Here is a 19,764-nt window from a genome sequence, read left to right on the forward strand (position 1 = left end):
AGATCGGATTCACAACGATGACCACAGCGAGCATCCCGGCAGCGGGCGGCAGGCGGCGGCAGCCGACGAAACTGCGGCGCGCCGTGCGGCGCAACGTGACCGCCTACGGCTTCCTGTGCGGCGCTCTGATCTGTTTCGCGTTCTTCTCCTGGTATCCGATGGTCCGGGAGGTCATCCTCAGCTTCCAGAGGACCAACTTCGTGGACCCGCCCAAATGGGTGGGACTGGAGAACTTCCGCACCATCGTCAACGACCCCGCCTTCGGGCCGGCCTGGGTCAACACCGCACTGTTCACCCTGCTCGCCCTGCTGTGCGGCTACGGCATCCCCTTCGTCACGGCGATCGTGCTGAACGAGCTACGCCACGCGCGCGCCTACCTGCGCTTCGTGGTCTACCTGCCGGTCATGCTGCCGCCCGCGGTGGGCGTCCTGCTGTTCCAGTGGTTCTACAACCCCGACTACGGGCTGTTCAACCAGGTCCTGGACCTGTTCCACCTGCCCGGCCTGCAGTGGCTCAACTCGACGAGCACCGCGCTGATCTCGCTGGTCATCGTCTCCACCTGGATGAACATGGGCAGCGGCACGCTGATCTACCTCGCCGCCCTGCAGACCATCCCGAGCGAGCTGTACGAGGCCGCCGAGCTCGACGGCGCCGGCCTGTTCAAGCGGATCCGGCACGTCACGATCCCGCAGACGAAGCTGATCCTGCTGGTGATGCTGCTGCTCCAGATCGTGGCGACCATGCAGGTCTTCATCGAGCCCTACCTGCTCACCGGCGGCGGCCCGGAGAACGCCACGGTCAGCGTCGTCTACCTCATGTACCAGTACGCCTTCAACTTCGGCAACCTCAACGCGGGCAACGCGCTCGGCCTGATGCTCATGATCGTGCTCATGGTGTTCTCCGCGATCTACCTGCGCGTCTCGCGCGACAACACGGTGTGAGGGGAGCGACCATGTCCAATTCGATGTCCGGCGTCACCGTGACGCGCGACAGCTCGGCCGGGACGCCGGCCGCCTCCGCCGGGCACGAGCGCCGCGGGGAGCGGCGTCCCCGCAAGCCGTTCAACACGCAGTTCCGCACCGCCGTCTCGCCGCACCAGCTCAACACGACCCGCGGCCGGACCATCTACTGGATCGTGCTGGTGATCGTGGTGGTGAGCTTCACCGCCGCGTTCGTCTTCCCGCTCTACTGGATGGTCACCGGTGCGATGAAGTCCACCGAGGAACTCAACGCGATCCCGCCGACCTTCCTGCCGTCGCACTTCTCGCTGGACGGCTACCTGGAGGCGTGGGATCTGCTGGGCCTGGGCACCTTGCTCGGCAACACGGCCCTCTACGCCGGCGGCGCCTGGCTGCTGACGCTCGCGGTGGACGTCTCGGCGGCCTACGCCCTGTCGAAGCTCCGCCCGGCGCTCGGCAAGGTCGTGCTGGCCCTGATGCTGTCGACGCTGATGATCCCGCCCATGGTCATCATGCTCCCGGCGTACCTGACGGTGAAGGACGTGCCGTTCTTCCACTGGAACCTGCTCAACACGCCGTGGGCGATCTGGCTGCCGGCCGCGGCCAACGGCTTCAACGTCTTCCTGCTCAAGCGCTTCTTCGACTCGATCCCGAGGGAACTGCTCGAAGCCGCCGAGATCGACGGCGCGTCGCCGGGCCGCATCCTGTGGTCGGTGGTGATACCGATCTCCCGGCCCATCCTCGGCGTGGTCTCCATCCTCACCGTCGTCAACGTGTGGCGCGACTTCGTCTGGCCCCTGCTGGTCCTGCCGGACAGCGACAAGATGTCGGTGAGCATCGGCATCGCCTCGCTCTCCTCCCAGATGCCGCAGAACGTGCTGGTCGCCTCCCTGGTGATCGCGAGCATCCCGACCATCGTCGTCTTCTTCCTGTTCCAGCGGCACATCATGGCCGGTCTCACCGCCGGCAGCCTCAAGGGCTGACGGACCCTCCCCGTCGCTCATCACTCGTCACCCGTAAGGAGTTGTATTCAGCATGCCCGGCAACACCTCGACCCCCGATTGGTGGCGCGGGGCCGCGATCTACCAGGTCTACCTGCGCAGCTTCGCCGACGGGAACGGCGACGGGACGGGTGACCTGGCGGGGCTGCGGTCACGCCTGCCATACCTGGCGGATCTCGGCGTCGACGCCATCTGGCTGAACCCGTGGTATCCCTCTCCCATGGCCGACGGCGGCTACGACGTCGCCGACTACCGCAGCATCGAGCCGGTCTTCGGCACCCTGGCCGAGGCGGAGAAGCTGATCGAGGAAGCCCACGACCTGGGTATCCGTACGATCGTCGACGTCGTCCCCAACCACGCGTCCGACCAGCACGCCTGGTTCCAGGAGGCCCTGGCGGCCGGTCCCGGTTCGGAGGCCCGGGAGCGGTTCTGGTTCCGCCCCGGCGTCGGCGACGGCCCGCCGAACGGCTGGCAGTCGATCTTCGGCGGCCCCGCCTGGACACAGGTGCCGGACGGCGAGTGGTACCTGCACCTGTTCGCCCCCGAGCAGCCCGACTTCAACTGGAACAACCCCGCCGTACGCCAGGAGTTCCTCGACGTGCTGCGGTTCTGGTTCGACCGGGGCGTGGACGGCGTACGCATCGACTCGGCGGCCGTGCTCGTCAAGAACCTCGACAGTGTGGAGGAGTCGTACACCGACCACGACGGGGTCCACGAGATCTACCGTGAGTGGCGGCGGATCAGCGACGAGTACGAGGGCCGGATCCTCATCGGGGAGGTGTGGCTGCCCGACCAGGAGCGGTTCGCCCTCTACCTGCGCCCCGACGAGATGCACACCGCCTTCAACTTCGACTTCCTGTCGTGCCCGTGGGACCCGGCCGCCCTGCGGCGCAGCATCGACCTGACCCTGGCCACGCACGTGCCGATCGGCGCGCCCGCGACATGGGTGCTGTCCAACCACGACGTCACCCGCCCGGTCACCCGGTATGGCAGGCCCGACACGTCGTTCGACCACGCCGACCGCAAGCACGGCATGCCGTCCGACCTGCAGCTGGGCAGGCGGCGGGCGAGGGCGGCGGCCCTGCTGGCCATGGCCCTGCCGGGCAGCGTCTACGTCTACCAGGGCGAGGAGCTCGGCCTGTGGGAGGTCGAGGACATCCCCGACGACCTGCGCGAAGACCCGATCTGGGCCAGGTCGGGGCACACCGATCCCGGACGCGACGGCTGCCGCGTGCCGCTGCCGTGGTCGGGCGAGGAGCCGCCGTTCGGCTACAGCACCGGCGAGCCCTGGCTGCCCCAGCCCGCCGGATGGCGCGACCTCACGGTGGAGGCCCAGCAGGCCGACTCCGGCTCGATGCTCTGCCTCTACCGCTCCGCCCTGCGCCTGCGGCGCGAGCTGCTCGGCGACGGCACGGTGACCTGGCTGCCGACCGGGAACGACGTGATCGCGTTCCGCCGCGACTCCGGCCTCGTCTGCGTGGTGAACTTCGGCGCGGAGCCGGTGCCGTTCCCGGTCCAGGGCTCGGTGGTGCTGGCCAGCGGCCCCCTCGACGGCGACCTGCTCCCGAGTGACACCGCCGTCTGGATCACCGAGGAGGCCCGATGAGGATCCTGCTGGCGGCGGCCCTCGCCGCCACCGGGCTCGTGGTCTTACAGACGCCCGCGTCCGCCTCGGCGAAGCCCCCCGTCGTAACGCGGGCCGCCCTCGACCCGGCACTCGTGGCCGGGCGCGGGGCCGCGGTCGACTTCGCCGAGCAGGAGGCGGAGAACGCCACGACGAACGGCACGGTCATCGGCCCCGGCCGCGACGCGTACACGCTGCCCGCGGAGGCGTCCGGCCGCAAGGCGGTCAAACTGACCCCCGGGCAGTACGTGGAGTTCACCCTGCCGAAGGCGGCCAACGCGATCAACGTGCGGTACAGCATTCCGGACGCTCCCGGGGGCGGCGGCATCACCGCGCCGCTCGACGTCGCCGTGAACGGCCACAAGCGGGCCACCATGACCCTCACGTCGCAGTACGCCTGGCTCTACAACCAGTATCCGTTCTCCAACGACCCGAACGCCGGGCTGCTGCACCCCGACTGGTGGATCACCGAGTGCTCCTGCGTGCCGAACGCCACCACGCCGGCCCCGGAGATCGCCAAGCCGTTCCGCCCGAACCACTTCTACGACGAGCAGCGCCTCCTGCTCGGCCGTACGTACCGGGCGGGCGACACCGTACGGCTGACGGTCCCGGCCGGGAGCAACGCCGAGTGGACGGTCGTCGACCTGCTCGACTCGCACCTCGTCGGCCCGCCACGCGTCGAGGTCGTCGCGGCGAACGTGCTGGCCTTCGGCGCCGACCCCACCGGCAGGCGCGACTCCGCCGGGGCGATCGACAAGGCCATCGCCTTCGCCAGACGGGCGCACCTCAAGGTCTACATTCCACCGGGCACCTACCAGGTGAACCGCCACATCGTCGTGGACGACGTGACGATCACGGGCGCCGGAAGCTGGTACACGATCATCAAGGGCCGCCAGGCCGACCTGGACACCCCGGCCCCGGACGGCTCCGTGCACACCGGTGTCGGCTTCTACGGCAAGGACGCCTCGGCGGGCGGCAGCCGCAACGTCCACCTGTCGGGCTTCGCCATCGAGGGCGACGTCCGCGAGCGGATCGACACCGACCAGGTCAACGGCGTCGGCGGCGCGATGAGCGACTCGACCGTCGACGGGCTCTACATCCGCCACACCAAGGTCGGCATGTGGTTCGACGGCCCGATGCGCAACATAAAGATCACCAACAATGTGATCGTCGACCAGATCGCGGACGGGCTCAACTTCCACACCGGCGTGACGGGCTCGGTCGTGTCGAACAACTTCTTCCGCAACACGGGCGACGACGCCCTCGCCATGTGGTCCGACAAGACCGCCGACGCGGGCAACACGTTCGACCACAACACGATCCAGACGCCCGTGCTCGCCAACGGCATCGCGATCTACGGCGGCACGGACAACACGGTCTCGAACAACCTGATCGCCGACCCGATCAGGGAGGGCAGCGCCATCCAGGCCGGCTCCCGGTTCGGCGCCGAGCCGTTCGCCGGCAAGCTCCGCATCAGCGGCAACACCACGGTCCGCGCCGGCACGTTCGAGCTGAACTGGAAGATCGGCCTGGGTGCCATCTGGTTCTACGCCCTGGAAAAGGACATCGACGCCGACATCGAGGTCAGCGGCGACCACTACCTGGACAGCACGTACAACGCGATCATGCTGGTCAGCGAGTGGTCGGTGAAGGACCAGTACGCGATCCCGAAGGTCCGCTTCACGGACATCCGGGTCGACGGCACGGGCACCTCCGTGGTCAGCGCCCGCGTGAAGGGCTCGGCGTCCTTCGAGAACGTGGACGCCCGCAACGTGGGCGCGGTGGGCGTCAACAACTGCGGGTCCTTCAACTTCCCGCCCACGGGATCGGAGTTCTCCCTGACCGACCTCGGCGGCAACGACGGCGGCTGGCTCGCCCCCTGGATGCTGCCCAACACCATCACCTGCGACGACCGGCCCCCGGTCGTCCCCCCGCCCGCCCCGTCCCCCTGGTGACGACGAGGTGCACGAGCTTTCCCCGCGGTGTGCAAGCACGATACGGGGGGCTGCCACCCGCATCAGAGGCTCAGGCATTCGCAGACTGAGGCTGATCGCGTGATCGTTCAGGACGTCCGTCGCCTGCACCCAGATGCAGGCGGCGGACGTCGCGGTGTCCGAGCCCGGATGATCTCCGGGACCAGGCGTCGAGGGCTTCGGCAATAGGGGTGATCGTTCAGCCGTCTCGGTGGTTGCTCACGATCGAATGGAGCAGCGCCGTCGCGGCGATTCCCGCCATCGCCCCGGAGGCCACGCTGGCGCTCGCCACACCCACGGCCGTTCCGGTCGGCGGCGAAGGGGATTACCTGCACCGTGACATGAGGTTCCTGCGCGACGGCGAGGAGGTGCTCGAGCTGGGTGGCCATGACCGCGGGACCGGCGACCACGCGCCGCAGCGCCGCCTCGTCGATGAAAGCCGAGTAGCGCGGGGGATCGCTTAGCGACAGGATCCGACCGCGGCGCATCCGCACCTCTACACGCCGGAGCACCTCACTGGCACTTGCATCAGGGAAATGCCACTGGCAATTGCCAATGCCGCAGGCCCGCCGGGAGGTGGCGGCGACCCTGACGAGGAGGGGACGGGTCGGCGGAGAGGTCAGACAGGGGGCTTGTCGGCGGCGGGGACGGTGGACAGTTCGACCGTGCAGAAGGCGCAGCGCCGGGCGTCGACGGGGATGTCCGACAGGCACTCGGGGCACTTCTTCTCGGTGCTTTCCTTCTTGGTGTCGAAGAGGCTCAGGAAGCGGGTCATCGGCAGGACGACGAGCCAGTAGACCACGGCGGCGACGATCAGGAACGTCAGCAGGTGGTTGATGAAGTCGCCGTACTTGAACACCGCGCCGTTGACGGTGAACTTGTAGCTGGAGAAGTCGGGCTGTTTCCCGCCGGTGACGGCCGCGATCAGGGGGGTGATCAGGTCCTGTACGAGAGCCTGGATGAGCCCGCTGAACGTCGCGCCCACGACCACGGCGACGGCGAGCTCCACCAGGTTGCCCCGCATGAGGAACTTCTTGAATCCGCTCATGGGGCAACGACCTATCCGGTTTTGCCCCCGTGATGCAAGGGTGTGACCCGGATTGCGGACCCGAAAAGATCAACACAAGGAAGGGGAAGAAGTTGCCGGAGCGATCGGAAAGCCTCGCCGGCGAGCCTTTCGGTGGCCGGTATCCGACCAGCCATGAACGGATGACCGGGCTGTCATGGGACGCGTCGTATCACGGCGGTCCCGCGCCGTGGGACACCGGACGACCGCAGCCGGCGGTAGTGCGTCTGGCATCGGAAGGCGGATTCGCCGGCGCGGTTCTCGACGCGGGCTGCGGGACCGGAGAGAACGCTCTTCACGTCGCCTCGCTGGGATTGCCGGTTCTGGGCGTCGACGTGGCCGAGACGGCACTGGCGATCGCCAGGGCGAAGGCCCGCGACCGTGGGATCGAGGCGGAGTTCGCCGCGGCCGACGCCCTCCGTCTGGAGCGTTTGGGGCGCAGGTTCGAGACGGTGCTGGACTGCGGGCTGTTCCATACCTTCGATGGCGACGAGCGGTCCGGATATGTGACGAGTCTCGCGTCGGTGACCGAACACGGCGGAACCCTGTACGTGTTGTGCTTCAGCGACGACGGCCCCGAGACCGGCCCGCACCCCGTCGGCCGGGAAGAGCTCAGGGCGGCGTTCGCTCCTGGCAACGCATGGAGTGTCGTGGCGATCCAACCGGACCGGGTTCAGACGAGGTATCACGACGACGGCGCGCCGGCGTGGTTCGCGACGATCAGACGGATCTGACCGCCGGCCGGGGGCTGGGCGTCGTCGGCCGGCCCCACGGCAGTAGAAGATGATTTCGGACGCGAGCTGAACGCTTAACGGACGCGGTCGGACTTTCGGTCCTGACCGAACTCAACAGAGGGTTGTTCTGGGAGCGCTCCCACGTCAGGTGTCACGGGCCTCGGCGAGGGCGGCTTCGACCCGGTCGAGCGCGGCCAGCAGTTCCCCCTTCAGCGTGAGCGGCAGCCGTCCCTCCTGATACCGGACCTCGATCTTGGTACGTATGGTGGACAGCCCCTGACCGTTGCCGACGGCGTTGCGCAGCACCTGCTTGAGATCGAGTGCGACGTCGTCGTCGATGTCGTGGGTGGCCTCCGCGCCGTCCACGAGCAGGTTGAACTGCCGGACCGCGGTGTCGACCCGCAGCGGCGCGGCCGTGGTGGCCAGAGGCAGCGGCGCCACGTCGGACTTGCGGGTGGCCGAGGTCTTCGGCCGCCTGACGGTGTCCCCGGCGTGCCGGTCCTTCTCGACGACCTTGACGCTGACCGAGGGGGAGGGGTGGTGCCGGACCGGCCCGGCCGTGCGTAGGGGGTCCGCGACGGGCGCGACCGTGTGCCGGGGTTCGGCGACGGCTTCGGCCCGCTGCGGCGGCGAGGCGGTGGCCTGCGCGTACACGGGCGACGGGCTGGGCAAGACGGCGACGGCTCCGACCTCAGGACCGTGCGTCTGGGTGAACCAGAGGATGCCGCCCAGGGCCGCGGCTCCGACTGCGGCGGCGCCCCAGCCGGCCCCCCGCGGTCCGGGCGGCTTCTTCACCGCGGTCAGGGCGGCGGCGACCGCCCGCGCGCTCGGCCGGTCCACGGGGTCGGGGCTCAGGCAGAGCCGGCACAGGTCGGCGACCTCCTGCGGCAGGCCCGGCACCCCTTCGGGCGCCGGCGGCGGTCCCTCCCGCCGTGCCGCTTCGATCGCCTCCCAGGTCTTCTCCGGGTAGGGCAGGGCGCCCGTGAGCATCTCGAACAGCAGCACGCCGAGCGCGTAGACGTCCACGGCGGGGTCGGCGGTCGTCCCTTTCAGCCGCTCCGGCGCGACGTACGGCGGCGTGCCGAAGTCGGCGACGAGCTGGTCGTCGGCCTCGCCGATGAACGCGGCGATCCCGAAGTCGAGCAGCTTGGGCCCGTCGTCGGCGAGCAGCACGTTTTCCGGGGTGACGTCCCGGTGGACGATGCCCCGGTCGTGCGCCGCCGCCAGCACCTTCGCCAGCCCGGCGGCGATCTCCACCGCCTCGGCCCAGGGCAGCGGGCCCTCGGTGATCCGGTCGGCCAGCGACCTGCCCTCCAGCAGGCGCATGACCACGAAGGACGCCAGCCTGCCGCCGTTCGTGACCGTCTCGCCGTAGTCGTAGACCTCGATCGCGTCCGGGTGGATCAGCCGGGCGGTGGCCCTGGCCTCCCGCCGCATGAGTTCCCGCCCGGGGTTGTCGTCGTCGAGCGAGCCGTCCAGCACCTTGATCGCGACCATGCGCTGGAGTGACTGGTCGAAGGCACGCCAGATGACCGACATCCCGCCCGTCGCTATGCGCTCCTGGAGCAGATAACGACGGGTCAGGACATCGCCTTCTCGAAGCTCAGGCCGATTCACGAACCACCAGTTCCGTGGGCAGCACCGGATTGCCCTTGGGATTGTCCCCGTCCCCGAGTGTCATGAGAAGCAGTCGTGCGGCGAGCGTGGCCATTTCCTCGACCGGCTGCCGGACCGTGGTCAGCGTCGGCGAGGTGTGCCTGGCCACGGGCGCGTCGTCGTACCCGATGACGGCCACGTCGTCCGGCACCTTCCGCCCGGCGCGGCGCAGCGTCTGCATCGCCCCGGCCGCCATCACGTCCGACGCCGCGAACACGGCGTCGAGGTGCGGCGCCCGTTGCAGCAGCCACTGCATGGCGTGCGCGCCCGACGCGTGGGTGAAGTCGCCGTACGCCACGGGCATGTCGAGCACGCCGGCGTCGCGGAGCGTCTGCCGGAAGCCCTCCAGCCGGTCGCGGGCGGCCGGCAGGGTCGGCGGCCCGGCGATCGTGGCGATGTGCTTGCGGTTGTTGAGCAGCAGGTGCTCGGCCGCCTGCCGTCCGCCGTCACGGTTGTCCATGTCGACGAACGGGAGGTCGATGCCGTCCGGCGGCCGCCCGGCACAGCGCACCGGGACGCCCGAGGCCGCCAGCGTGACCGCGAGGGGGTGCCGCGCGCGTGCCCCGATCAGGAGGACGCCGTCGACGGCGCCCGCGACCAGCGGCGGTGCGGCGATGGAGGCGGTCGCAGGGGTCGCGGTCATCACGACCATGGGGACCCCGTGCGTCGTCAGCACCTCCTCGCAGGCGGACAGGAGCCTGGCGTAGAACGGCTCGGTGAAAAGGCGTGGACTGTGCTCGCAGACGACCGCGGCGATGATCTGCTCGGCCCGCCTGCCCGCGGATCCCCTGGGGGCGCGGCGCCGTACGTAGCCCAGACGCGACATCGCGTCGTGGACTTGTCGGCGGGTCGACGTGGTCACGCGTACCGAGCCGGTCAAGACCCGGGAAGCTGTTGCCGGGGAGACGCCGGCTGCGGCGGCTACCTCTGCGAGGGTGGGAAGATCGGCCATCCGGTCTCCTCGGCCCGAAGGTTCACACGGCTTGGGAGCGCTCCCAAGCGAAAGTATCACTGTTTCGCTCGTGTCAACAGAGGTTTCCTCGGTGTGAAACCTTTCGTAGAGTTTCGCTCCTGTTTGGCACAGTTGGAGGCTAGAGCACGAGGGTGATCCAGGGAAGCGAATGGGAATTTTGACACAAGATGCCCAGCTTGTCCGATAATCACCGTAAATATGCCGAAATGCCATGCGGGGGCGGCCGGAGTCGCTGCCCGGCGGTAGGGTCCTGCGGCAAGGGATCACGGACGGACCCGATCGCGCCCGGCCCCGGCGGCCGTCGCGTCCGTCCCCGAGCGAGAACCGGAAAGGCCCTCAAGTGACGACCACTATCCGCCGGCTGCCCTCTGTGCAGGCTCGTGTGACGGCCGCGTTAACGGGCGTGCTCGCGACGGCCCTGCTCGCAGGATGCGGCGCGCCGGACCGGGCGGGCGACGCCGCCTCGCCCGCCCCGGCGGTCCCGGCCGCCACCTCGCCCGCCGCCACCCCCGAGGCGGCGCTCACTCCGGAGGCCACGCCGAGCCCCGAGACCACGCCGAGCCCCGAGGCCGCGCTCACCGCCACGCCGAGTGAGACCGGCGCGGCGGATCCGTCCACCGGGAGCAACGCCGCCGACGTGGCGTTCGCCCGGCAGATGATCCCGCACCACCTCCAGGCCCTGGAGATGGCCGGGCTCGCGCAGGCGCGGGCGGGCGACCTGTGGCTAAGGGAGTTCGCGGCGAAGGTCGCCGTGGCCCGCGACACCGACACGCGCACGCTTAAGGGCTGGCTCGACATGTGGGGGGCCGAGCCGCTGCCGCGCGACCACGCGATGCCGGGCATGCAGACGCGGGCCGAGATCGAGGCGCTCGCCAAGCTGAACGGCCCGTCCTTCGACCGGAAGTACGTGACGCTGATGATCGAGCACGACAACGGTGCGATCAAGCTCGCCCGGACCGAGCAGGCGGACGGCGCCTTCGCCGGAGCCAAGGCGCTGGCCGTCGCCACCGCCACCTCGCTGGGCGCCGAGGTCAAGGAGCTCAAGAAGCATCGCGCCCTCCTGGACTGAGCCAACCCGAACCGGGCCCTCCTGCACCCGGGGCCTCCGGCCGGGGCACTGGTGAATGTTGAACTGGGCCCTGCCGGACGGACCGCGCCGGCTGGGCCTGCTCAGTTCTCGTACGTGTCGAGCCTGGGCGGCAGGGCGTTCCATGTGCAGAACGCCGACGACTCGTGGATGTCCCGGAGGAACGCGACCCGCAGCCACTGGTCGGCCTCCCAGACCTTGACCTCGTAGCCGTCGTTCGGGGTCGCGGTCACGACGCGGCAGTCCCTGGAGGTCACCGCGATCGTCGCCCGGCCGCCCTTCAGCGTGAACGTGTGCAGGCTCTCCCCGCCGGCGGCCTTGCGCGGCCGGGCGGTGGGCGAGGACTCCGCCGATCCCGCCGATCCCGCTGGTTCCGTCGGCGACGTGGAGCGGGCCGGGCGCGGCGCCGGGGAGGTCCGCGCGGTCCGGGCGGGAGCGAGGGTGGACCGGGAGGGGGACGGCACTCCGGACTGCTTCTCGGGCGGCTCACCGGACGGCTGCCCGGATGGCTTCTCGGGCGGCTCCCCGGCCGGTTCCCCGGACGGGCCGGCGGAGGCTCCGCCGTCCGGCGTGCCTTGCGGGGTGGGTGCGGGGGTGCCCGGAGAGGCGGAGAGGGGAGCGGCGACGGCCACCACGGGGGCGAGGGGCGCGTCGTCCAGGATCGCGCTGCGCAGCACGTCGCGCACGCCGAGCCAGGACACGCCGACGGCGAGTGCGGTGGCCCCGCACCAGGCGATCAAATAACCTGCGGCCCTTCTCATGGTGGCCGCTCACTCTATCTCGTGGCCCCTATTTACCGCTCCGCCGTTTTCGGGCAACCATTAGCAATTTTGGCCTGCCTTAAATCGCCACAAGTCTCCACGTTTCGGATCGCTCTTCCCGGGACGCCGTACCCGGCGGGAGTGTACGTTTCTGCCCCATGGCGACCGTTCTGGTGGTTGAGGACGACGAGTTCGTCCGATCCGCGATCATCCGCGACCTGACCGGGCGCAGCCACGTGGTCCGCAGCGCGGGCCGGGCGCTCGACGCCCTGCGGGAGATCGCCCACGTCGCCCCCGACGTGGTCGTCCTCGATCTGGGGCTGCCCGACCTCGACGGCGCGGAGGCGCTGAAGATGCTCCGGGCGATCTCCGACGTCCCGGTCATCGTGGCCACCGCGCGGGACGACGAGGCCGAGATCGTCCGCCTGCTGCGCGACGGCGCGGACGACTACCTGGTCAAGCCGTTCTCCGGCGACCACCTCAACGCCCGCCTGGAGGCCGTGCTGCGCAGGGCCAGGCCCGGGGCGCCGTCGTCGGTCGCGAGGGTCGGCGGCCTGGTCGTCGACGCCGACCGCAGGGAGGCCCGCCTGGACGGCGTGCCGCTCGACCTCACCCGCCGGGAGTTCGACCTGCTGGCCTACCTCGCCGCCCGTCCCGACCGCGTGATCTCGCGCAGGGAACTGCTGGCCGAGGTGTGGCGGCAGTCGTACGGGGACGACCAGACGATCGACGTCCACCTGTCCTGGCTGCGGCGCAAGCTCGGCGAGAGCGCGTCCCGCCCCCGATATCTGCACACCGTGCGGGGCGTCGGCGTACGCCTCAGCCCCCCTGCCGGGGGCTGAGCCCCCGAAGCGGGAACCGCGATGACGGCACGAGCCCCGGAGCGGGAGCGGCGGTGAGACGGAGCCTGGCCCTGGTGGCGGTGGCCGTGACGGCGATGGTCGCGCTGGCCTTCCTCATCCCGCTGGCCGTGGCGGTCAAGGAGATCGCGGAGAGCCGCGCGCTCGCGGACGCCGAGCGGCAGGCCGCCACGATCGTGCCCGCCCTCGTGGTGACCGACGACGCGGCCGCACTGGAGCGCGCGCTGGCCAGCACCCCGGCGGGAACCTCGCGCCTGGCCGTCCACCTCTCCGGCGGGCGTACGGTGGGCCGCTCCCGGGTGGAGCCCGCCGACGTCGCGAGCGCGGCGGAAAGCGCCAGGACCGTGCCGGTCGGCAGGGGATACGTGCTGCTCAGGCCGGTCGCGCTGGGCGGCGGACGGCGGGCCGTCATCGAGGTGTACGCGCCCGAGGCGGACGCGAGGAAGGGCGTGTCCACCTCCTGGGCCGTGCTGACCGGCGTCGCGGTCACCCTGGTGGTGGGGTCGGTGGTGGTGGCCGACCGCCTCGGGGCCCGGGTGGTCCGGGCGGCACGCAGGCTGGGGCAGGCGGCGGCGGCACTCGGGGCGGGCGACCTGACGGTGCGCATCGTCCCGGACGGCCCGCCCGAGCTGGTGGCCGCCGGGCGCGCGTTCAACACGATGGCCGACCAGGTGGCGGGGCTGCTCGCGGCCGAGCGCGAGCTCGCCGCCGACCTGTCGCACCGGCTGCGCACCCCGCTGACCGCGCTCCGGCTGAACCTCGGCGGCACCGGTCCCGAGGCCGAGCAGCGCAGGCTCGCCATCGACCGGCTCGAACAGGCCGTGGACGAGATCATCGAAGCCGCCCGGCGGCCCTCCCGTGCCGTGCCGGCGGGCTGCGACGCCGCGCTCGTGCTGCGGGAACGGCTCGCCTTCTGGTCGGCGCTCGCCGAGGACCAGGCGCGGCCGTGGCAGCTCGTCGGCGCGGACGAGCCCAGCCCGGTGCCGGTCGCCGCGGCGGATCTCGGCGCGGTGGTCGACGCGCTGCTCGGCAACGTCTTCCGCCACACGCCGCAGGGCACGGCCTTCCGCGTCACCCTGCACCGGGGCAGTGGCATGGTGGGCATCCTCGTCGCGGACGCGGGCCCGGGCATCCCCGATCCCGAGAAGGCGCTGCGGCGGGGCAACAGCGGAGCAGGTTCCACCGGGCTCGGCCTCGACATCGCCCGGCGCCTCGCCGAGTCGACGGGCGGCGGGGTGCGCATCGAGCCCTCGGCGCTCGGGGGGACCGGGGTCAACCTGTGGCTGCACACCGACGGCCGGGCCGCCGGCCCGCGTCGCCGTCTGCTGCGGCGCACCCGCGCCCGCGGCTCCCGCCACTGACCGTTTGTCGCAGATCGTCCGAAAAGACCGACTGGGGCGGGATACATTCGGGGGACCGCAACCGGAGGGGATCGCGTTGGAGTTCCGCGTGCTCGGCCCGGTCGTCGTGCTCGACGACGGGGGGACGCCGCTCGACATCGGGCCGTCCCAGCAGCGGGCGGTGCTGGCCCTGTGCGTGCTGGCGGCGCCGCGTCCGGTGAGCACGGCCAGGATCGTGGACGCGCTCTGGGAGCAGGAGCCGCCGCCGGGGGCGGTCAACACCGTGCAGGCGTACGTGTCGAAGCTGCGGCGCGTGCTCGAACCCGGCCGGGTGCGCAGGGCGAAGCCGTCGGTGCTGGTGAGCAGGCCGGGCGGCTACGCGATCGAGCTGCCGCCCGAAAGCTTCGACCTGGGTCGTGCCGGGGCGGCCGTCGCGGCGGGCAGGCGGCTGCTGGAGGCGGGCGACCACGCGGGAGCCGCCGGGCAGCTCCGCCTGGCTCTGAAAGAGTGGCGGGGCGAGCCGCTGGCGGGGTTCGAGGACGAGCCCTGGGCACGCGACGAGATCGCCCATCTGACCGAGCTCAGGCTTTCGGTCGTCGAGGACGTGGCGCAGGCCGAGCTCGCGCTCGGGTCCGGGCGGGCGCTGGTGCCCGAGCTGACGAGGCTCGTGGCGGCGCATCCCCTGCGCGAGCGGCTGCGCAGGCTCGGCGCGCACGCCCTCTACCAGGCCGGCCGTCAGGCGGACGCGCTCGCGCTGCTCACCGAGGGCCGCCGGCTGCTCGTCGGCGAGCTCGGCCTGGACCCCGATCCGCGCTCCCGCGAGCTGGAGCGGCGGATCCTGGAGCAGGACCCCGCGCTGACGCCCGCGCCCGCGACTTCCCACGACCCCGCTCCCGTAGCCGCCGCGCTGCCCGCGACTCCTCGTGACCCCGCTCCCGTAGCCGGCGCGCTGTCCGCGACTTCCCGTGACCCCGCCCCCGCTGCCGATGGGGCAACGGGCGCCGACGGTCCCGGCCGGCGGGAGGGCGCGCTCATCGGGCGGGCCGCCGAATCACGCGTCCTGCGCCGCGCCGTCACCGCGGACGGCCCGCGGATCGTGCTCGTGGCGGGCGAGCCGGGCATCGGCAAGACCAGCCTGGCGGAGGACGCCGCCGCGCACGCGCCCGTCGCGGTCTTCGGCCGCTGCTGGGACGGCACGGGCGCGCCGCCGTTCTGGCCCTGGGCCCAGGCCGTACGGCAGCTGACCGGACGGCACGGCGAACTGGCCGAGACGCTCGGCGCGACCCGGGAGTTCGCGCTGTACGAGGCGTTCGCCCGGCTCGTCGCCGAGCACGCCGCGGCGCACGGCAGGGTGCTCGTCGTCCTCGACGACCTCCAGTGGGCCGACGCCTCGTCCCTGCGCCTGCTGGAGTTCCTCGCCACCACGCGGGCGTGCCCGGAGCTGACCGTGATCGCGACGTACCGCGACACGGAGGTCGGCGGGCCGCTGGCCCGCACGCTCGCCACGCTCGTACGGCTCCCGCACGTCGAGCGGATCACGCTGGGCGGCCTCGGCGAGGACGCCATCGCCGAATACCTGCGGCGGGCGGGCGCGGACGCGACGCGGGCGGCCGAGGTGGCCAGGCGGACCGGCGGCAACCCCTTCTTCCTGGGGGAACTGGTCCATCTGGACGGCGGCGAGGTGCCGGGGGCGGTGGCGGACGTGCTGCGGGGCAGGATGGCGGCGATGCCGCCGGGCGCCCCCGGCGTCCTGTCGGCGGCGGCGCTGCTGGGCCGCGACGCCCCGCTGGACGTGCTGCTCGACGTGGTGCGCGACGTGATCGACGTGCCGCGCGACGAGGTGCTCGACGTGCTCGACGCGGCCGTCCGGGCGCGCCTGCTCACCGAGCACGACCTCGTCTACCGGTTCGCCCACGACATCGTCCGCGACGTGCTGCGCGACGGCCTCGCCCCGCTGCGCAGGCGCCGCCTGCACGCCGGCATCGCGGCCGTGCTCGAACGGCGCGGCACGCACCTGGCCGAGCTGGCACACCACTACCGCGAGGGCCTGGTCATCTCCGGCATGGCGGCCAAGGCGATCGAGTACGCCCGGCAGGCGGCCGCCCACGCCATGGCCCAGTTCGCCTACGAGGACGCGGTCGAGCACCTGCGGCACGCCGTCGCACTCACCGGCCAGCTTCCGGTGCCCACCGCGAGCAAGAGCCTCGCGCTGCGGTGCGACCTGCTGCTCGGCCTGGCCGAGGCGCAGTCGGCGGCCGGGATGAGCACGCAGGTCCACGCCTCGCTGGAGGAGGCGGCCGAGATCGCCGACGCTCTCGGGGACGACGACCGGCTCGCCCGCGCCGCGCTCGGGTTCTCCGACCCGCTGTCGTGGGCGATGTACGAGGAATGGGCCGCGGGCGGCGCGCTGACCGGGCGGATCGAGCGGGCGCTGCGAAGCCAAGGGGAGGGCTCGCCCTGGCGGTCGCAGCTCCTGGCGGCCTTCGCCGTCACGGGCTGTTTCACCCGGCCGGTCGAGGAGAGCTGCGCGCTCGCCGCTGAGGCCGTACGGGAGGCCCGCCTGCGAGAGGACGACAGGTCGCTGCTGCGGGCGCTGAGCGCGTACGAGATCCTGTCGCGGGGGGTCGCCGGGCACGCCGAGCGGCAGGCGGCCATCGACGAGATGACCGAGGTGGCCCGCCGCACCGGAGACCTGGTGGCCGAATGGCTGGCTCGCGAGGCCGAGCACGTCGAGCTGGTCAAACAGGGCGAGCTGGAGCGGGCGGCGCAACTGCTGACGTGGCTGTCGGACACCGCTCGCAGGATCAGGCAGCCCGCCCTGCTCAGCCTCACCGCCTGGCTGTCGGCGATCCACGCCCATCTCACCGGCGACCCCGGCCGCGCCCTGGCGGAGGCGGAGGAGTCGGCCCGGCTCCATCCGGAGGGCGCGCTCGGCCGCGACCACGCCGAGAGCCGGGCCCGGGTGTTCCGCTGCCTGGCGGCGCGGATGCGAGGTGACGCGGCGGCGGCGCTCGCGCTGTCGGAGGAGGCGCTGGCACGGCGGCCCGGCCAGCCCGGATGGCGGGTGCTGCGCTGCGCGGCCCTGCTCGACCTCGGCAGGAGGGACGAGGCCGCGGAGGTCCTCGCGGGGCTGGCCCGCGACGGCTTCGCCGGCATGCGGGGCGACATCGCCTATCGGTTCATCCCCGACCTGCTGAGCGAGGTGTGCCTGGCCCTGGGTGACACGGCCGCGGCGGCGGCGCTGCACGACCTGCTCCTGCCGCATCAGGGCCGCCTGCTCGGCTGGTCGGTGACCGACCTGTGCCTGGCCCGCCTGGCGCTCGCGCGGGGCGACCGCGAGGCGGCGGGCCGCCGCCTGCGCGCCGCGCTCGCTCTCGTCCGCCGCTCCGGGGCCACCCTGCACGAGAAGCCGATCCTGGCCCTGCTCACCAGCGTGTGATCACCCGTTCTTCAGGGCCTCGGCGAGGGTGTCGCGCAGCGGCGTGGTCGGGCGGCCGATGAGGCGGGACAGGTCGCCGGGGGTGTCGCCGAGCCAGCCGTCGGCGATGTCGGCGTCGACCTGGGCGAACAGGGCCGCGACCGGTTCGGGCAGGCCGTTTTCCTGCAGCGCCTTGGCGTACTCGGCGACGGGCAGGTCCCGATACTCGACCGGTGTGCCGGACACTTCGGAGACCACGGCGGCCAGCTCGGGCATGCTCCACGCGAGGTCGCCCGTCAGCTCGTACACCGCGTTCCGGTGCCCTTCGGTGGCAAGGACGGCGGCCGCGGCGGCGGCGAAGTCGGCGCGCGCCGCCGATGCGACGCGGCCGTCGCGGGCGCTGCCCAGGATGAGCCCGCTCTGCGCGCCCTGCCGGGCCGCCGCGACGTAGTTCTCGTGATACCAGCCGTTGCGCAGGAAGGCGAAGGGCAGCCCGCTCGCGCGGATGTACTCCTCGGTCGCCCTGTGGTCGGGCGCGAGGCCCAGCGGGCTGGTGTCGGCGCGCGGGATGCTCGTGTAGGCGAGCAGCTCGACGCCGGCCGCCCTGGCGGCGTCCACCACGGCCTTGTGCTGGTCGACCCGACGGCCGGGCTCGGTGCCGGAGACGAGCAGGACCCGGGTGGCGCCCTCGAGCGCCGGTCCCAGCGTGTCAGGACGGTCGTAGTCCGCCTCGCGCACCTGGACGCCCCGCCCGGCCAGGTCGGCCGCCTTCTCCGGGCTGCGCACCGCCGCGACGATCCGCGAGGCGGGCACGCGCCCCGCGAGCTCCTCGACGACCAGACGGCCGAGGTGTCCGGTGGCTCCGGTCACGACAATCATGGTTACTCCTCCGCAGTGCTTTCTATCGGTTAGTGCTTTCTATCAGAAAGTACTTCGAGAGCGTAAGCTGGCGGCCATGGAGGAGTTCGAGGACCTCGTCGCCGACGTCTTCTCACGGAAGTGCACCTCGCGCACCGTGCTGGAGACGCTCACCGGCAGGTGGGCGATCCTGGCGCTGGCGGCCCTGCACGAAGGGCCCTACCGCTTCAACGCCCTGCGCCGCCGGGTGGACGGGGTGAGCGAGAAGATGCTGTCCCAGACCCTCCAGGCACTGGAACGCGACGGCATGGTGCTGCGGGAGGCCGAGCACACGATCCCGCCCCGGGTCGAGTACAGCCTCACCCCGCTCGGCCGCGAGGCCGCCGAGCGCCTGCTCCCCCTCATCGCCTGGACGGAGGAGCGCATGCCCGAGGTCGTCGCCGCCCGGGAGCGCCACGAGGGACGCTGAAGCGGGCAAGCCCGCGCCAAGTTCGGAACAAGACCGTCCGCCGAGCCTGTGGAGCATGGACACACAGCCGACAGGTCCCTGGCGGATCGCGCCCGACGTGGTGCTCGTCCCGGTGATCGAACCCGTCGTGGCGGGATACGCCCACACCAACTCGATGGTCATCACCGGACGCGAGCCGGTGATCGTGGACACCGGCGCGGCCGAGCACCGCGAGCGCTGGACCGAGGACGTCTTCTCCGTCGTGGAGCCGCGCGACGTGCGGTGGATCTTCCTGAGCCATGACGACCCCGACCACACGGGCAACCTGGAGACCGCCCTCGAGATGTGCCCGGCCGCGACGCTGGTCATCGGCTCGCCCCCGCGTCCGGGGCGCGGTTTCGCGCCGCCGCCGGGCCGTACGCGCCGGATCGCCGACGACGAGTCGTTCGACGCGGGCGACCGGCGGCTGACCGCGGTGCGGCCCCCGCTCTACGACGCGCCGGGGACCCGGGGGCTGTACGACGACCGCAGCGGGGTCTACTGGGCGGCCGACTGCTTCGGGGCCGAGGCGCCGGTCGCGACCGCGGACGCGGGGGACCTCCCGCCGGAGGACTATCTGGAGGCCGTGCGCGCCTTCGGCTCGGGGCTCAGCCCCTGGCACCGCTGGCTCGACCCGCGGATCTTCGGCCGGCACGTCGACCGGCTCGCGGCCATGGAGATCATCGCGATCGCCTCGGCCCACGGGCCCACCGCGACCGGGGACCGCGTCGCCCGGGTGATCGGCGCCGTACGCGGCCTCGCCGGGGCGCCCGATCCCCGGTGAGTCACAGCCGGACGGCTGCGGTCGGTGACGGGCGGGCGGACGCCCCGCGCCTGTACGCGGCGAGTCGGTCCAGCTCACCGGCGCTTTGCTCGTTGATGGCCGGTTCGCCCCGTTGCCATACGCGCAGTTAACGTGGCGGGACTGTCGAAGCCTTTTCTGGGCAGGCACGATGTCTTATGAACG

At 71.9% G+C, this 19,764-nt stretch carries 17 protein-coding genes; 11 read left to right on the top strand and 6 right to left on the bottom strand.

Annotated features, from left to right (window positions below; genetic code table 11):
* The first annotated feature begins 17 nt into the window (after window positions 1-17).
* From ABZ857_RS17830 to ABZ857_RS17845, 4 genes are read left to right on the top strand one after another with little or no spacing between them, the layout of a single operon-like run.
* The gene (locus ABZ857_RS17830) at window positions 18-941 is read left to right on the top strand and encodes a sugar ABC transporter permease (RefSeq protein WP_357044150.1); all 924 of its coding nucleotides are present in this window, start codon (window positions 18-20) and stop codon (window positions 939-941) included.
* An 11-nt stretch (window positions 942-952) separates the two neighbouring features.
* On the top strand, window positions 953-1,942 hold the full coding sequence (locus tag ABZ857_RS17835; RefSeq protein WP_357044152.1) for a carbohydrate ABC transporter permease: 990 nt from the start codon (window positions 953-955) through the stop codon (window positions 1,940-1,942).
* Between the two features lie 52 nt (window positions 1,943-1,994).
* Window positions 1,995-3,566, top strand: coding sequence for a glycoside hydrolase family 13 protein (locus ABZ857_RS17840; protein WP_357044154.1), 1,572 nt, complete (start codon window positions 1,995-1,997; stop codon window positions 3,564-3,566).
* Window positions 3,563-5,539, top strand: a complete 1,977-nt coding sequence (locus ABZ857_RS17845) for a glycosyl hydrolase family 28-related protein (protein WP_357044156.1) — start codon at window positions 3,563-3,565, stop codon at window positions 5,537-5,539. The genes ABZ857_RS17840 and ABZ857_RS17845 overlap by 4 nt, the downstream gene beginning before the upstream one ends.
* Before the next feature lie 107 nt (window positions 5,540-5,646).
* Here the strand turns inward: ABZ857_RS17845 and ABZ857_RS17850 are convergent, their stop codons facing one another.
* Together ABZ857_RS17850 and mscL are read right to left on the bottom strand one after the other, a co-directional pair.
* Window positions 5,647-6,045 (bottom strand): Scr1 family TA system antitoxin-like transcriptional regulator, encoded by a 399-nt coding sequence (locus ABZ857_RS17850; RefSeq protein ID WP_357044158.1) that lies wholly within the window; start codon window positions 6,043-6,045, stop codon window positions 5,647-5,649.
* A gap of 131 nt (window positions 6,046-6,176) precedes the next feature.
* Entirely contained in the window at window positions 6,177-6,605 is a 429-nt protein-coding gene (gene mscL, locus ABZ857_RS17855; protein WP_357044160.1) for a large conductance mechanosensitive channel protein MscL, read from the bottom strand.
* 92 nt (window positions 6,606-6,697) lie between these two features.
* On the opposite strand from mscL, the gene ABZ857_RS17860 reads away from it, so the two are divergent.
* A complete protein-coding gene (locus ABZ857_RS17860) occupies window positions 6,698-7,357 on the top strand; it encodes a class I SAM-dependent methyltransferase (RefSeq protein WP_357044162.1) in 660 nt (219 codons plus the stop codon).
* 144 nt (window positions 7,358-7,501) lie between these two features.
* On the opposite strand, the gene ABZ857_RS17865 is transcribed toward ABZ857_RS17860, so the two are convergent.
* Both ABZ857_RS17865 and ABZ857_RS17870 read right to left on the bottom strand, forming a co-directional pair.
* Window positions 7,502-8,974 (bottom strand): serine/threonine-protein kinase, encoded by a 1,473-nt coding sequence (locus tag ABZ857_RS17865; protein ID WP_357044164.1) that lies wholly within the window; start codon window positions 8,972-8,974, stop codon window positions 7,502-7,504.
* Window positions 8,961-9,965, bottom strand: coding sequence for a LacI family DNA-binding transcriptional regulator (locus ABZ857_RS17870; protein ID WP_030510556.1), 1,005 nt, complete (start codon window positions 9,963-9,965; stop codon window positions 8,961-8,963). Before ABZ857_RS17870 ends, ABZ857_RS17865 begins: the two co-directional genes overlap by 14 nt.
* Before the next feature lie 403 nt (window positions 9,966-10,368).
* Between ABZ857_RS17870 and ABZ857_RS17875 the strand changes: the two genes are divergently transcribed.
* Window positions 10,369-11,055 (top strand): DUF305 domain-containing protein, encoded by a 687-nt coding sequence (locus tag ABZ857_RS17875; protein WP_357044166.1) that lies wholly within the window; start codon window positions 10,369-10,371, stop codon window positions 11,053-11,055.
* A 101-nt stretch (window positions 11,056-11,156) separates the two neighbouring features.
* On the opposite strand, the gene ABZ857_RS17880 is transcribed toward ABZ857_RS17875, so the two are convergent.
* Window positions 11,157-11,834, bottom strand: coding sequence for a hypothetical protein (locus ABZ857_RS17880; protein WP_357044168.1), 678 nt, complete (start codon window positions 11,832-11,834; stop codon window positions 11,157-11,159).
* A 158-nt stretch (window positions 11,835-11,992) separates the two neighbouring features.
* On the opposite strand from ABZ857_RS17880, the gene ABZ857_RS17885 reads away from it, so the two are divergent.
* From ABZ857_RS17885 to ABZ857_RS17895, 3 genes are all read left to right on the top strand, one after another.
* Window positions 11,993-12,676 carry a response regulator transcription factor gene (locus tag ABZ857_RS17885; protein ID WP_357044170.1) on the top strand — a complete coding sequence of 228 codons (684 nt, stop codon included), beginning with the start codon at window positions 11,993-11,995 and terminating at the stop codon, window positions 12,674-12,676.
* A gap of 53 nt (window positions 12,677-12,729) precedes the next feature.
* The gene (locus ABZ857_RS17890; RefSeq protein WP_357044172.1) at window positions 12,730-14,055 is read left to right on the top strand and encodes a HAMP domain-containing sensor histidine kinase; all 1,326 of its coding nucleotides are present in this window, start codon (window positions 12,730-12,732) and stop codon (window positions 14,053-14,055) included.
* A 76-nt stretch (window positions 14,056-14,131) separates the two neighbouring features.
* Window positions 14,132-17,473, top strand: a complete 3,342-nt coding sequence (locus ABZ857_RS17895) for a BTAD domain-containing putative transcriptional regulator (protein WP_357044174.1) — start codon at window positions 14,132-14,134, stop codon at window positions 17,471-17,473.
* Here the strand turns inward: ABZ857_RS17895 and ABZ857_RS17900 are convergent, their stop codons facing one another.
* A complete protein-coding gene (locus ABZ857_RS17900; protein ID WP_357044176.1) occupies window positions 17,474-18,331 on the bottom strand; it encodes an SDR family oxidoreductase in 858 nt (285 codons plus the stop codon).
* Between the two features lie 76 nt (window positions 18,332-18,407).
* On the opposite strand from ABZ857_RS17900, the gene ABZ857_RS17905 reads away from it, so the two are divergent.
* Both ABZ857_RS17905 and ABZ857_RS17910 read left to right on the top strand, forming a co-directional pair.
* Window positions 18,408-18,779, top strand: a complete 372-nt coding sequence (locus ABZ857_RS17905) for a helix-turn-helix domain-containing protein (protein WP_357044178.1) — start codon at window positions 18,408-18,410, stop codon at window positions 18,777-18,779.
* A gap of 55 nt (window positions 18,780-18,834) precedes the next feature.
* A complete protein-coding gene (locus ABZ857_RS17910; protein ID WP_357044180.1) occupies window positions 18,835-19,581 on the top strand; it encodes an MBL fold metallo-hydrolase in 747 nt (248 codons plus the stop codon).
* Window positions 19,582-19,764 lie beyond the last annotated feature (183 nt).

The organism is Microbispora sp. NPDC046933, from assembly GCF_040644635.1.
Taxonomy (GTDB): Bacteria; Actinomycetota; Actinomycetes; order Streptosporangiales; family Streptosporangiaceae; genus Microbispora.